Origin of the sequence: Paenibacillus maysiensis, from assembly GCF_000520815.1 — a bacterium.
Taxonomy (GTDB): Bacteria; Bacillota; Bacilli; order Paenibacillales; family Paenibacillaceae; genus Paenibacillus; species Paenibacillus maysiensis.
Window position 1 is genome coordinate 1 of sequence record NZ_ASRY01000271.1, and the last position, 13,586, is coordinate 13,586.

14 protein-coding genes and 1 pseudogene are annotated in these 13,586 nt (G+C 47.9%); 13 read left to right on the plus strand and 2 right to left on the minus strand.

Annotation, left to right across the window (positions count from 1 at the left end; genetic code table 11):
• From L696_RS32080 to pyk, 6 genes and pseudogenes are all read left to right on the plus strand, one after another.
• Positions 1-383: pseudogene (locus tag L696_RS32080) on the plus strand (DNA polymerase III subunit alpha); the annotation flags it as partial.
• A 128-nt stretch (positions 384-511) separates the two neighbouring features.
• The gene (locus L696_RS0118980; protein ID WP_025685042.1) at positions 512-1,009 is read left to right on the plus strand and encodes a phosphatidylglycerophosphatase A family protein; all 498 of its coding nucleotides are present in this window, start codon (positions 512-514) and stop codon (positions 1,007-1,009) included.
• Between the two features lie 153 nt (positions 1,010-1,162).
• Positions 1,163-1,351, plus strand: a complete 189-nt coding sequence (locus tag L696_RS0118985) for a hypothetical protein (RefSeq protein ID WP_013309585.1) — start codon at positions 1,163-1,165, stop codon at positions 1,349-1,351.
• Positions 1,352-1,533: 182 nt separating this feature from the next.
• Positions 1,534-2,427, plus strand: coding sequence for an acetyl-CoA carboxylase, carboxyltransferase subunit beta (gene accD / locus L696_RS0118990; protein ID WP_025685043.1), 894 nt, complete (start codon positions 1,534-1,536; stop codon positions 2,425-2,427).
• Positions 2,428-3,411 (plus strand): acetyl-CoA carboxylase carboxyltransferase subunit alpha, encoded by a 984-nt coding sequence (locus L696_RS0118995; protein WP_025685044.1) that lies wholly within the window; start codon positions 2,428-2,430, stop codon positions 3,409-3,411.
• 123 nt (positions 3,412-3,534) lie between these two features.
• Positions 3,535-4,965 (plus strand): pyruvate kinase, encoded by a 1,431-nt coding sequence (gene pyk / locus L696_RS0119000; protein WP_025685045.1) that lies wholly within the window; start codon positions 3,535-3,537, stop codon positions 4,963-4,965.
• A gap of 101 nt (positions 4,966-5,066) precedes the next feature.
• On the opposite strand, the gene L696_RS0119005 is transcribed toward pyk, so the two are convergent.
• On the minus strand, positions 5,067-5,966 hold the full coding sequence (locus L696_RS0119005) for a LysR family transcriptional regulator (RefSeq protein ID WP_025685046.1): 900 nt from the start codon (positions 5,964-5,966) through the stop codon (positions 5,067-5,069).
• A gap of 206 nt (positions 5,967-6,172) precedes the next feature.
• Between L696_RS0119005 and L696_RS0119010 the strand changes: the two genes are divergently transcribed.
• The 7 genes from L696_RS0119010 (at position 6,173) to L696_RS0119040 (ending at position 12,371) form a co-directional block, all read left to right on the plus strand.
• Positions 6,173-7,096: a phosphate ABC transporter substrate-binding protein gene (locus L696_RS0119010; RefSeq protein WP_025685047.1), complete on the plus strand. Its 924-nt coding sequence runs from the start codon at positions 6,173-6,175 to the stop codon at positions 7,094-7,096.
• A gap of 111 nt (positions 7,097-7,207) precedes the next feature.
• A complete protein-coding gene (pstC, locus tag L696_RS0119015) occupies positions 7,208-8,140 on the plus strand; it encodes a phosphate ABC transporter permease subunit PstC (RefSeq protein ID WP_025685048.1) in 933 nt (310 codons plus the stop codon).
• On the plus strand, positions 8,140-9,036 hold the full coding sequence (pstA, locus tag L696_RS0119020) for a phosphate ABC transporter permease PstA (protein WP_025685049.1): 897 nt from the start codon (positions 8,140-8,142) through the stop codon (positions 9,034-9,036). Before pstC ends, pstA begins: the two co-directional genes overlap by 1 nt.
• 16 nt (positions 9,037-9,052) lie before the next feature.
• Positions 9,053-9,886, plus strand: a complete 834-nt coding sequence (gene pstB, locus L696_RS0119025; protein WP_025685050.1) for a phosphate ABC transporter ATP-binding protein PstB — start codon at positions 9,053-9,055, stop codon at positions 9,884-9,886.
• A gap of 206 nt (positions 9,887-10,092) precedes the next feature.
• The gene (pelA, locus tag L696_RS0119030) at positions 10,093-11,319 is read left to right on the plus strand and encodes a pectate lyase (protein WP_025685051.1); all 1,227 of its coding nucleotides are present in this window, start codon (positions 10,093-10,095) and stop codon (positions 11,317-11,319) included.
• A 138-nt stretch (positions 11,320-11,457) separates the two neighbouring features.
• The gene (locus tag L696_RS0119035; RefSeq protein ID WP_025685052.1) at positions 11,458-11,976 is read left to right on the plus strand and encodes an acyl-CoA thioesterase; all 519 of its coding nucleotides are present in this window, start codon (positions 11,458-11,460) and stop codon (positions 11,974-11,976) included.
• Positions 11,973-12,371 (plus strand): FxsA family protein, encoded by a 399-nt coding sequence (locus L696_RS0119040; RefSeq protein ID WP_025685053.1) that lies wholly within the window; start codon positions 11,973-11,975, stop codon positions 12,369-12,371. Before L696_RS0119035 ends, L696_RS0119040 begins: the two co-directional genes overlap by 4 nt.
• A gap of 32 nt (positions 12,372-12,403) precedes the next feature.
• Here L696_RS0119040 and ytvI read toward each other — a convergent pair whose 3' ends face one another.
• The gene (gene ytvI, locus L696_RS0119045) at positions 12,404-13,522 is read right to left on the minus strand and encodes a sporulation integral membrane protein YtvI (protein ID WP_025685054.1); all 1,119 of its coding nucleotides are present in this window, start codon (positions 13,520-13,522) and stop codon (positions 12,404-12,406) included.
• Positions 13,523-13,586 lie beyond the last annotated feature (64 nt).

Consider the following 13,586-nt stretch of genomic DNA (forward strand, 5'->3'; position numbering starts at 1 on the left):
TGCCGTTGAAACCGTCGGCAGCCGGTACGTCTGCGGTGCCAGCGGTCCCGCCCGTTTCGACGACTCGCCCGGCCACGGGCACTACGCCGCACGCCACGGAAGCTGCTCCCGGCGGACAAGCCTCGGCTCCACGTAGTCCGGAGCCGACAGCCCGTCAACGGGTGTTTGTCAAAATCACCCGCCAGGCCGAGGAGGACGCCAGCTTGCTAGTCAGCCTCAAGGCGCTGCTACAGGAGCATCCCGGTGCATTGCCTACCGTACTTTTTTATGAGAGCAGCCAGCGTTTGCTGGCGTTGAGTGATGCCTACAGTATCAAGCCTTCGCCTCAGCTTTTTGACCGGATGGAGTCGATGCTGGGGGCAGGCACAGTGAAAGTCAAATAATGAACATTTCCCTCTCCTCCCGCATACACTTGGAACACTGGCGGAACAGGAACACCAGCACTTATCCAGCATCATGAGGTTCCGCAAGGTGGAAGACAGAACTGTATAGTGAAGGCGGGAGGGAAATCATGTCCTATGAATACACAGAATCCTTGTTAATTCGCAGAGGCATTAGTATTGAGTCCATAGCGGACATTGTTTTTCAGCTTCAGCTAAAATATTACCCCCAGTTGACCATTGAAGAATGTGTAGACAGCGTAAAGGCAGTTTTGCAGAAGCGAGAAGTGCAATATACGCTATTCACGGGGATTGCGCTGGATGAACTGGCCGAAAAAAAACTTCTTCCCCAGCCGCTGCAAGCCATTATGGAGGCAGATGAGCCCCTGTACGGGGTGGACGAGACACTGGCCCTCGGGATTACGAGCGTCTATGGTATGATTGGCTTGACCAGCTTCGGCTATCTGGATAAAGAAAAGACGGGAATCATTGAACAGCTAAACCATAAAGGCAGCGGTATTCATGTATTTCTGGACGATCTGGTCGCCGGACTGGCTGCTGCCGCTTCTTCGCGCATTGCTCATCGCAGCCTGCATGCCAAGCAATACCCTTCGTCATTGGACACTTGATTTACCTGTTCAAACAGAGTCAATGATTTTCTGGGCCCTCTGACCGATCTTGACCGAGCAGGAGGGCTTTTGTTGCGGGAAAAAAGTAAGGTATGTTATCATGAGTCTATTATATGGGCTCAAAACTTGAGGCTTAGGGGGTAGAAACAAGGCATGTGGACGGTGATCTATATAGCACCGACGGCCAGACTGGCTGACATGATTAAGCTCAAACTGTCGGAAGAAGGTTTTATGGTGCAGGCCCGGGCCATCAGCGCGTCCAAGCAGCAGTTTGAGATACTTGTGCCTTCGGGTGAAGTCGAAGAAATACAGGAAGTGCTTAATTCGATTTTGCGCCCTTGAGTCCGGAACGGCGGAAAGTGATACAGCAGCATGAATGGAACGAAGGATGCACGATTGGCGGTAATGTTTTGCAAAACAGGCGTTGACGTGTGTATAAACATAATGCTTAGAGGTGCCGCACAGACGGCAGAGGACCTTGTATCGGTTACGGCTGACAAATAAACGGCTGGAGAGGTGTAGTTGTGTTTAAAGATTTATTCCAAAAGAAGCGTAAATACGCGACCATCCCTTCGGAACGGGCGCTGAGCGGCGATCAAGCGGACATGCCGGATCGTCCCAAACGGGAAATTCCCGAAGGTCTTATGACCAAATGCGGCAAGTGCGGGAGCATTCAATACAGTAAAGAGTTGGAAAAAAATCTGAAAGTGTGCCCGGTGTGCGGATATCATATGCGTCTTAACGCGATGGATCGTATCCGTATGGTGCTCGATGAAGATACATTTACAGAATATGATGCCGATATGATTTCAGTTGATCCGCTAGATTTTCCAGGATATGCGAGCAAGCTGGAGCAGCAGACGCTGAAATCCGGTTTGCGAGAGGCTGTCATTACGGGCGATGGGCTTATTCATGGGCATCCGACTATTGTTGCGGTGATGAGCTTTGACTTTTTCACTGGCAGCATGGGTTCGGTCGTCGGGGAGAAAATTACCCGCGCCATTGAGCAGGCGATAGACAAGCGTCTTCCGCTTATTATTTTCTCCACATCTGGTGGGGCGCGTATGCAGGAAAGTATTTTGAGCCTGATGCAGATGGCCAAAACAAGTGCGGCTCTCGCTCGCATGGACGAGCAGGGATTGCTCTATATTTCCGTTATCACCGATCCGACTACAGGTGGAGTATCCGCCAGCTTTGCTACGCTTGGGGATATTAACATTGCGGAGCCTGGGGCAGTATTCGGTTTTGCCGGACGTATCGTGATCGAACAGACGATCAGACAGAAGCTACCGGACGATTTTCAAACCTCCGAATTTAATTTGCAGCACGGACAATTGGATATGGTTGTACATCGCAAGGAACTGCGCGATACACTTGGCCAACTGCTCGATTTGCACAGCGCGAAAGAGGTGGAATAGATGGCTGGCGAATTGCCTTATGAAAAGCCCCTGATCGAGATGCGACAGAAGATCGATGAACTCAAGCAATTCGGACAGGATAAGCAAATTGATTTTACAGATGAAATTAACCGTCTGGAGGAACGTTATCTCCAGACGGAGGAAGAAATATACACAAACATTACAGCATCGCAAAAAATGCACGTGGCCCGTCATCATCAGCGACCGACATCGCTTGATCTGATCGAGCAGGTGTTTACGGACTTTATCGAATTGCACGGCGACCGCCTGTATGGTGACGATCTGGCGGTCGTGGGTGGAATTGCCAAGCTGAATGGTATTCCGGTAACCGTCATTGGACAGCAACGTGGCAAGGATACGAAGGATAACATCGCGCGGTTTTTCGGGAGTGCGCACCCGGAGGGATTCCGTAAAGGCTTGCGTCTTATGCAGCAGGCTGACAAATTCAAACGTCCTATTATTACATTTATTGATACGAAGGGCGCTTATCCGGGTAATACAGCAGAGGAGAGAGGTCAATCGGAAGCGATTGCCCGCAATTTGCGGGAGATGGCCAAGCTTTCGGTGCCTGTTATTTGTGTGGTCATCGGCGAGGGTGGAAGCGGCGGTGCACTTGCGTTTGCCGTCGGCAACCGTGTGCTGATGCTGGAGCATGCCATCTACTCGGCCATTTCTCCAAACGGAGCGGCCTCGATTCTGTGGAAGGATGCTTCCAAGGCGGATCAGGCTGCCGAGGCCATGAAGATTACGGCGAATGACCTCCTGCGCATGGAGGTCATCGAGGATATCGTGCCGGAGCCGAAGGGGGGCGCGCATCGTAACTATGAAGTAACCGCTGCTGCTATCAAGGAGTCGCTGGAACGCCATTTGGCCGACCTTTTGAATATGAACTGCGACGAATTGAGGGAAGATCGGTATCAAAAGTTCCGAAAAATAGGCCAATATACCTTTTTGAAAACTGCGGAACCAGATCCTATGTTGTAATATCCTAGGAACGGGTAACGATAAATATGACGAACTTCCTATACAAATAGGAAAAAGTGTAGTAGATTTAATTGTTGGAAAAAGATATAAAGTAGCACCTTTGAAAACGGAGGAAAAACCCAAATGCGCAAAACTAAGATTGTATGTACCATCGGTCCTTCCAGTGAGTCACTGGAAAATGTGAAGAAACTGATTTTGGCTGGTATGAACGTAGCCCGCCTGAATTTCTCTCACGGTGATTTCGAGGAGCATGGCAACCGGATCAAAAATATCCGCCAAGCTTGTAAGGAGCTTAACAAAAACGTTGCTATTTTGCTCGATACGAAGGGGCCGGAAATCCGGACAGGAAAGCTCGAAGTTGAACCTATTGAGCTTGTTCAGGACGAGTGTATTATGCTGACAACGGAAGAAATTCTCGGTACGAAAGATCGTATTTCCGTTACGTACCAGGATCTTCCCTCGGACGTGGAGCCCGGCTCCACCATTCTGATCGACGATGGTCTGATCGGACTCACCGTTATTGGAGTATCAGGCAGTGAAATCAAATGTCGCATTGTCAATGGCGGAACGATCAAGAGCAAGAAAGGCGTTAATGTTCCCGGAGTGAACATTTCCTTGCCAGGCATTACAGAAAAGGATGCTAACGACATCACTTTCGGTATTGAGCAGGACGTTGACTTCATCGCAGCTTCTTTTGTTCGTAAAGCGAGTGATGTACTGGAAATTCGTGAATTGCTGGCGAAGCATAATGCAAGTCACATTCAAATCATTTCCAAAATCGAAAATCAGCAAGGTGTCGACAATTTGGACGAAATTTTGGAAGTTTCGGATGGTCTGATGGTTGCCCGTGGTGACCTCGGTGTTGAAATTCCTGCTGAAGAAGTGCCATTGGCGCAAAAATTGATGATTACCAAGTGTAATGTAGCGGGCAAGCCTGTTATTACCGCAACACAAATGCTGGATTCCATGCAACGTAACCCGCGTCCGACTCGTGCGGAAGCGAGTGACGTAGCGAATGCCATTTTTGACGGAACAGATGCCATTATGCTGTCCGGCGAAACAGCTGCGGGTAAATATCCGGTAGAATCTGTATTGACGATGTCACGTATTGCAGAGAAAGCAGAATCCGCTCTGAACTACCGCGATTTGTTCAAAAAACAAAGAACGGCTCAGGAAGTTAGTATTACGGAAGCAATCAGCCAATCCGTTTCTATTTCTGCGCTTGACCTGCATGCCAAAGCCATCCTGACGTCCACACAAAGCGGAACAACGGCGCGTATGATTTCCAAATACCGTCCACAAGCTCCGATTATTGCTGTGACAACGCAGGAAAGAACAGTTCGCCGCTTGGCTCTGATCTGGGGGGTATATGCAGTACAAGGCAAACCTGTCGTGGACACGACGGACAAATTGATCGAAAACGCACTGGAAGGCGGTCGCAAATCCGGTCTCGTTAAAGAGGGCGATTTGGTTGTTATTACCGCAGGTATACCGCTCGGTGCTTCTGGTTCTACAAACCTGATTAAAATTAGCTGTGTTCCTGCACAAGCGTAACTTTAGCTTGTTCGGAATAAAACAGACAGGCTTCATCTTCTAGGTGCGGCAGAGAGAGCATTCAAGTCATTTATGACTTGGATGCTCTTTTTTTATGCTCTCTAGCTTCTCTGATCCTCCAGACCTTCTATCCGTGTAAAATCCAGAAATGCCTGTTGGATCATGCTAAGTTTAGTATCGCGTGGATACAGTAAATTTATGTGATAACGCTCATTCTGCCCCTCAGCATGAGGCCAAGGAAGCCACTCTACCGACGGAACGTCACTACCTTCGTTACGAAGAACACCACAGGCAGGAAAGAAGGCAAGTGCTTCTCCGTCGCTTACCACCTGCTTTACCGCCTCCCATGAATTCATTTCCAGATGGGGCTTGACCAGCGAGGAATACGGATCTACAACAGATGTCCCGCTATATCTCACCCATGTATGCTTGTCCAGGATTTCAGCCCCCAAAACGTCCGTAGGCTTGGAGGTATGCTGCATAGACACAGACCTGATAACTCCAATCCGATCCGAAGCGACAGGCTCTACCACCGTATGCTCGGGAGGATGCCCTCCATCATCCAGAAAAGCAAAATCAATCTCTCCCTGTTTTAGCAGCTGTCTGATTTTATCCGGGGATTGAATCTCTAGCCGAATTTGGCATTCGGGATATTGTTGAGCAAATTTAGCAATTATAGAGGGGAGTACATACGTGCCGGAGATGGACTCGGCGCCTAAATGTAATTGTCCCTGCGACTGCTCTGCCAGTTCATTCACTGTTTGTCTTGCTTCTTGCTCCAGAGCAACCATCTGCTTGGCATAAGGCAGCAGCTTTTTCCCAGCTTCGGTTAGCATAATCCTTCCTTGTTGGAGAGAGAATAGGGAGACTCCTAGTTCCTTTTCCAGACTTTTCATATGAAAGCTGACGGTAGGCTGTTTAATTTGCAATGCCTCGGCCACATCCGTCGCCTTGTGGAATTTGTCGATCATCATTAAAATACGCAATTTTAAAATATTCATGGACTTGAACAGCTCTCCTTAAATGGCATTCATGTATAAAAATCAGCTATAGATTAATTATATACTAAAAAACAATTTATCTATCAATATTTTATATTTCTTTTACAAAACCAAGTCGTTCGTCTAACATTCCAGGCCTACAATGTAAAAGTGTTGATGGTCATAAATAAAAAACCGTCACTTAAATAAGGGGAGGACAATAAAAAATGTTGAAAAAATGGCCGTTCATTCTGATGACTCTTACCATGGTATTTGCACTTGCAGCTTGTGGATCAGCTAACAATGCTGCACCACAAGGAGACGCTGCTACAGGAACAGACAATAAAGCAGCTACTGAACTGACAGGTAACATTCTGGCTGTTGGCTCCACTGCACTTCAACCATTGGTAGAGCAAGCGGGACAAAAATTTATGGCTGTAGATAAATATAAAGGAATTGCAGTTCAAGTGCAGGGCGGCGGTAGCGGTACTGGCTTGACTCAAGTTTCCGGCGGACAAGCGGATATCGGTAACTCCGATGTGTTTGCAAAAGAAAAACTGGAGAGCGGCGCAGATGAGCTGGTCGATCACCAAGTAGCTGTTGTAGCTATGTCAGCAGTAGCGAATTCTAAAGTTGGCGTAACAGATTTGAAGAAAGATCAATTGGTACAAATTTTCACAGGTAAAATCACCAACTGGAAACAAGTTGGCGGCGCAGATCAAAAAATCGTTATCGTAAACCGCCCAAGCAGCTCCGGTACTCGTGCCACATTTGAAAAATACGCTTTGGGACAAAAAACGGAAGATCTGCCGGGCTCCATTCAGGAAGATTCCTCCGGTACTGTGAAAAAGCTGATTGCTGAAACACCGGGTGCTATTGGTTACCTCGCCCTGTCCTACATCGACAACACAGTAACAGCATTGAAATACGATGGTGTTGAAGCTAACGTGGAAAATGTAGAGCAAGGTAAATATCCAGTATGGGCTTACGAGCATATGTACACCAAAGGTGAGCCAAAAGAGCATGTAAAAGCATTCCTGGATTACATTCTGTCTGATGAAATCCAAAAATCCGATGTCGTAGACCTGGGATACATCCCGGTATCAGGCATGCAAGTTAAACGCGATGCTGACGGTAACATTACGAAATAAGGAGATATACACCTCCTGTTCGGATGAAATGCAGCTAAATGCAAAGTTATATTCACGGAGAAGAGGCGGACTAGCGTCCAGCCTCTATTCTTCCGTTAAAGGAGTCACAGTATGGAACCAATTGAAGGGAAGGCATACATGGAACAGAATAAACGATCCCGAGGTATGAAAGAAAGACATTACTGGGAAGAATGGACCGGCCGCATATATACGTCGGTTTGTGTCGTTTTTTTGGTTGCAGTCATTGTCTCCATTGTATTTTTTGTCGCCTCCAAAGGTGTAGCTACATTTGCGGTGAATGGAGTCAGTCTGCGAGATTTTTTCTTCGGTACCCGATGGAGCCCGGATGGTGAACCCAAGTCCTTCGGAGCGCTTCCGTTCATTACCGGTTCTTTTGCCGTAACAATTCTGGCGGCTTTAATCGCCAGCCCGCTCAGCTTGTGTGCGGCTTTGTTTATGACGGAAATCGTACCGAAATCCGGCAAACGTATCCTTCAGCCCGCGATTGAATTGTTATCCGGTATTCCGTCTGTAGTATACGGCTTTGTCGGCTTGACCGTAATTGTTCCGTTGCTGCGGAACGTGTTCGGGGGACAAGGCATCGGGATTCTCGCGGGCTGTCTCGTCTTGTCTGTGATGATTTTGCCGACGATTACGAGTATTATGGCGGATGCATTGTCCTCCTTGCCGGGTGGTCTGCGTGAGTCTTCTTACGCTCTGGGCGCTACTCGCTGGCAGACGATTGCACGCGTCATTATACCGACGCTGCTGCCTGCTCTGTTAACAGGAATTATTCTCGGTATGGCTCGTGCCTTCGGAGAAGCGCTGGCTGTACAGATGGTGATCGGGAATGCTCCGCATATACCGCAATCCTTGCTGGAATCCGCTTCGACCTTGACCAGCGTAATCACACTTAGCATGGGCAATACAGCTATGGGCTCCGTTCATAACAATGCTCTCTGGAGCATGGCGCTTGTTCTCCTGCTCATGACATTCATCTTCGTGCTGCTGGTAAGGCTGCTTGAAAGGAGAAACCGGATTTGATGAAGGCTAAAACGACCGACAAAATCGCTACATTTGTAATCTGTTTCTTCGCGCTGTTCATTGTCGCACTTCTGGTGGGATTGCTGGGATTCATTTTGGCACGCGGAGTCAGTCACATTTCTTTTGACTTTTTGACCAGTGCTCCCCAGACGTTACGCGCAGGCGGAGGCATTGGCCCGCAATTATTTAACTCTGTATTTTTACTTATTTTAACCTTGATTATCACCATTCCGATTGGCTGGGGTGCGGGTATTTACATGGCGCAATATGCGAAGCCGGGGAAAATCACGGACTTTATACGACTTGTCGTCGAGGTATTGTCCTCATTTCCGTCCATTGTCATCGGTTTGTTCGGACTCCTACTTATCGTAAATACGTTTAATTTTGGCTTCTCCCTACTATCAGGGGCCTTGGCTTTAGCTGTATTCAATCTGCCACTGATGGTTCGGACGACAGAACAGGCTTTCCGGGCAGTACCCAAGGAGCAGAAGGAAGCCGGACTTGCGCTTGGATTGTCCAAGTGGAAAATCATTACCTCCATTTTGCTACCTGCTGCGCTGCCAAGCTTGATTACGGGTACGATTTTGGCCGCAGGCCGCATTTTCGGGGAAGCAGCCGCGTTGCTGTTTACAGCCGGGATGAGTACGCCGCCGCTTGATTTCACCGATTGGAACCCACTGCATGCCAGATCGCCCATTAATCCGATGCGTCCTGCCGAAACACTGGCTGTGCATATCTGGAAGGTTAACAGTGAAGGCATCGCTCCTGATTCCAAGGATATTGCCGCAGGCGCTTCCGCGGTACTGGTGCTGCTCGTACTTGCCTTCAACCTGAGCGCAAGATGGTTCGGAAGAGTCGTCTATCGCCGCTTGACGGCTGCCAAACGGATGGATTAGAAAGGGGATGGGAAATATGGAACAAGTGATTACGCGAACGGCAACACCTGCAGCACCCGTACAATCTGCGCGCTCGGAACAACTGGCGGGGCAACCTCCGCAACCATTCAGTACCGAGGATTTGAGCATTTATTACGGCAGCTTTGAGGCCGTGAAAAAAGTAAATCTGGCCTTTCCCGAGCAGACAGTGACCGCCCTGATCGGGCCTTCCGGTTGCGGTAAATCGACCTTTTTGCGCTCTCTCAACCGGATGAACGACGAGATTGCGTCTTCCTCTACGACAGGGCACATCTGGATGGATGGACAGGATTTGACTGCACCGGGCACAGATGTGATCAAGCTGCGTCAGCAAATTGGCATGGTGTGGCAGCGGCCTAACCCTTTTTACAAATCCATTTATAATAACATCGCTTTCGGTCCCAAATACCGGGGTGTTCGTAAAAAGAAACAGCTTGATGAAATCGTCGAAAGCAGTCTGCGTAAAGCGGCACTATGGGATGAGGTCAAGGACCGTCTTCATGATTCCGCTCTTGCGTTGTCTGGTGGACAGCAGCAGCGGCTTTGTATTGCGCGCGCGCTATCCGTCCAACCGAAAATTTTGTTGCTTGACGAGCCGGCCTCCGCGCTGGACCCTGTATCTACAGGCAAGGTGGAGGAGCTGATTACCGAGTTGAAAAAAGAGCTGCGCATCGTCATTGTGACGCACAATATGCAGCAGGCCGCACGGATTTCCGATTATACGGCATATTTTTATATCGGGAGTCTGGTCGAGCATGGCAAAACGAATGATATTTTCACTAATCCTGAAAATGAGCTGACCCAGCAGTACATTATGGGGCGGTTTGGGTAAGCGAGACTGTTCGTCGGCTTACTTTATATGAGATAGGATAAATCCTCTTGCTAATCTAGTATTAGAAAGAGGATTTTTTATTAATTAAGTAAACTCTTTCATTTGTATATAATAAAATATATTGATTATTTGGGTATATTTTCATATAATATATGTGTTTAATAGTTTCTGAGGTACCTACAATCATATTAAAGGAGAGGTTTGGAATGAGGTTTAATGTTAAGGCATCTGTCAAATGGATCGCCCTTTCAGGAATGGCGATTACGGTAACAACGGGACTTGCTAACCCTTCGTGGGCGGCAGCAGAGCAGGATGCAGCTGATACGGAGGTGAATGTTACCCAAGCAGTGTACAGTGATACAGCCATTCACGAAAATTCTATGGTTCCATTTGCTAGTGCTAGTGCTAGTGTGAGTGTGAGTGCGAGCAGCCTGCTGGATAAGTACCGTGATTTCAGTAAATTTTCTACAGGCGACGTATCCAAGGATACCAAGCTGGCCTTGAATATCGTATCCTGGCAATTGCCGCATGGCGGATTCTTCAAAGCTATGGAAAAGAATTATAAATCCAAGTGGGATGGTAAAGCTGCACGCTCCACCTGGGTCAACAAGGATGGCGTGGAACTGGGAACATTTGATAACGATGCCACGACAACTGAAATTCGCTTTCTGGCGGATGTATACAAAAAAACAAAAAACAAAGACATCAAAAACAGTGTACAAAAAGCAGTTGATTTCGTTTTAACCTCTCAATATTCCTCCGGTGGTTGGCCGCAAGTATATCCTAAACGTGGTAATTATTCTGATGCTGTAACTTACAACGATGATGCAATGGTAAAAGTTATGGTGTTGGCCGATGACATTGTGAACAAGAAGCAGCCGTTTGATAGCGATATTCTGGACAATACATATCGCTCCAGACTTCAACAAGCGCTAAACAAAGGCATCCAGTACACAGTTAAGTCTCAAATTGTAAATAATGGTACACCGACGATCTGGGGGGCACAGCATGATCCGGTTACTTATGCATCTGTTGGAGCCCGGGCATTTGAGCTTGCTTCCAAAACAACTACGGAATCGGTAGGCATCACGGCTTTCTTGATGTCCCAACCGCAAACGGCTGAGGTGAAAAAAGCAGCTCAGAGCGCCTTGAAATGGTTTGATGCTAACCGGATCGACGGTATCAAATACAATCGTCAAGGTCCGGAGTTTTTCCAAAAGGACGCATCGAGCGTAATGTGGTATCGTTTTTACAATGTGGAAGACAATAAGTATTTCTTTTCAGATCGGGATGGTAAAAAGTATACGGACATCATGAAAATTAGCGAGGAAAGACGACTCGGTTATGCGTGGGCGGGAAGCGAGGCTAAGAGCTTGCTGAAGATGGCTTCGGAAAGCGGATATTACAAACTGTCCAAGCCATTGCCAAAATGATAAAATCATCATTATAAAATACTTGAGAGGGCGGAACCATCACGGTTCGGCCCTCTTTTTGTTCCGGGGCGGTAAATATGGTTTAATGGAGAGAGGGCAAAAATAGAGATAAAGAAGTACACAGATAGGAGAGCTTGTATGACACAAGAGGAGAAACAAACGGAATTACGCTGGTATGGAGCACCGCTGCGTGTGCGTTATCAGGAAAGCGACCAAATGGGGGTCGTGTATCATGCCAATTATCTGAACTGGTTTGAGATCGGGCGTACGGAAATGATCCGGCAGGCAAGCTTTAACTATCGGAGCATGGAGGAACGAGGTGTTCTGTTGCCCGTTATCGAAATCAATGCGAAATATGTGAGTCCTGCCCGATATGATGATTTGATTACCATTTATACCGCGATTACGGACTTCTCCAGACTGCGTCTGAACTACACTTACGAGGTCCGGCGTGTAACGGCCGAGGAGCATCAAAGCCAGGTTGGAAAGGTGTGGACACAGGCAGACACACTGCCAGGAGAGCTGCTCGTAACCGGGGTGACACGCCACGTATGGGTGAGTACCGAATGGAAGCCTGTCCGGCTGGATCAGGTGCTACCTGAGCTGTACACCGCGCTACGGTCTGCGATGACGGGCGGGGAGGGAGAGAAAGCATGATGATGCGCAAACGTCTGTGGCTGTTGTTGCTGCTTATTCCTTTGGCAGAGCTGTACGGGTTTATATGGGTAAGTCACTGGGTTGGAGCGGGTAAAACGATTCTGCTTATCATTCTGACGACCCTGATCGGAGCCGCCATGATGCAATTTGAAGGTCGCAAGGTCATCGCTGATGCGAAAAATGAAATGAATCGGGGACAAATGCCCGGACGCAAAATGCTGGATGGATTATGTGTTTTTTTCGGCGGGAGCTTGCTGCTTATCCCTGGATTTTTAACGGATATTATCGGTTTTACGCTGGTTTTCCCTTTGACACGTGCTTTGTACCGACGCTTTCTGTTGAAGTGGTTGGAGAAAAAAATGAAAAATGGCAGCATTACGTTTCGGCGGTTTTGACGTAAGCTACCGTTTTTCCTACTCACATGATCTTAACGTACTCTTCCGGCGAGAATATAGTTGCGCAAGTCTTGAATGACATTGGCGCGATTGAGCGCGTCCACTACAATGAGAGACACAGGTCCGATAATTAATCCCAACACACCAAACAGCTTGAGCCCGATGAACATCCCAATGAGGGTGGGAAGCGGGTTCAGCCCCACGCTGCTGGCCAGCACCTTAGGCTCTACAATTTGCCGTCCAACCAATAGGATAATATAGAGGATCGACAATCCTACCCCTAATGCCAAATTACCCGACATATATGCATATAAAATCCACGGAATCATCACAATGCCAACCCCTAAATAAGGAAGCAAATCAACCAGCCCGATCATCAAACCGATGGTGAAGGCGGATTCTACACGCAAAATGAATAGTCCGATAATGACGGTCACTGCCGTAATGGAAATGATAATAAACTGTGCGCGCAAATAACCAAACATTGCCTTGCGCAGATCGTGCCATATCCCCGACATGGGCTTGCGAATCGTATCAGGAACCTTATTCGAGAGCATTCGACTATGTTGGTCCCAGTCCTTACTGATAAAAAATGCCGCTAATACAATAACCATCAGCACCGCGCCCATGTTAGGCAGAGAGGTAAGCAAATTCAGGATACCATTAAAAAATTGGGCAACCAGTGTGGTGACAGCCGAACTGACCGTCTGGGTTGTCTTATCAATATTGCTGTTAATCGTACGGTAGTAATCGGGGTTATTCCGGATAAAATGGTTGATTTCATTAATTACATTTTGAATCAGATCGCTTTGAGTCCAGTCGATAAACAGGCTTTTAAAATGTTCAATATGCCCGTCAAAGGTCATAGTGAGTCTAATAACCTCTCGAACCATTCGCGTTATGGCCGCAGAGAGGACAACGGCGATTCCGCCTAAATATACAAATAATGAGACCGTGACAGCCATCCAACGTGGCATGTGGGCCCTGCTGCGCAGAAAGCGGACCAGCGGATTCATGACATAGGCCACAACCCAGGCGAGCAGGAAGGGATAGATGAGGGGGAACAGCATGTATATGCCCAGCAACAGAGCTACAATCACGACTGCGACCCACAGAGCGCGAAATATGCGATTCAGGATCAACCGGCTCAAGCTCTCACGGCTCCTTTCTTTTACAGTTGTATTCCATGAAATAAGTGCTTTACTATACATATGC

Coding starts and splice junctions, on each gene's coding strand:
- L696_RS0119040 (WP_025685053.1), top strand. CDS start 11,973: ATGATGATGCGCAAACGTCTGTGGCTGTTGTTGCTGCTTATTCCTTTG.
- L696_RS0118985 (WP_013309585.1), top strand. CDS start 1,163: ATGTGGACGGTGATCTATATAGCACCGACGGCCAGACTGGCTGACATG.
- L696_RS0118980 (WP_025685042.1), top strand. CDS start 512: ATGTCCTATGAATACACAGAATCCTTGTTAATTCGCAGAGGCATTAGT.
- L696_RS0119005 (WP_025685046.1), bottom strand. CDS start 5,966: ATGAATATTTTAAAATTGCGTATTTTAATGATGATCGACAAATTCCAC.
- L696_RS0118995 (WP_025685044.1), top strand. CDS start 2,428: ATGGCTGGCGAATTGCCTTATGAAAAGCCCCTGATCGAGATGCGACAG.
- pstC (WP_025685048.1), top strand. CDS start 7,208: ATGGAACCAATTGAAGGGAAGGCATACATGGAACAGAATAAACGATCC.
- L696_RS0119035 (WP_025685052.1), top strand. CDS start 11,458: ATGACACAAGAGGAGAAACAAACGGAATTACGCTGGTATGGAGCACCG.
- pyk (WP_025685045.1), top strand. CDS start 3,535: ATGCGCAAAACTAAGATTGTATGTACCATCGGTCCTTCCAGTGAGTCA.
- pstB (WP_025685050.1), top strand. CDS start 9,053: ATGGAACAAGTGATTACGCGAACGGCAACACCTGCAGCACCCGTACAA.
- pstA (WP_025685049.1), top strand. CDS start 8,140: ATGAAGGCTAAAACGACCGACAAAATCGCTACATTTGTAATCTGTTTC.
- pelA (WP_025685051.1), top strand. CDS start 10,093: ATGAGGTTTAATGTTAAGGCATCTGTCAAATGGATCGCCCTTTCAGGA.
- L696_RS0119010 (WP_025685047.1), top strand. CDS start 6,173: ATGTTGAAAAAATGGCCGTTCATTCTGATGACTCTTACCATGGTATTT.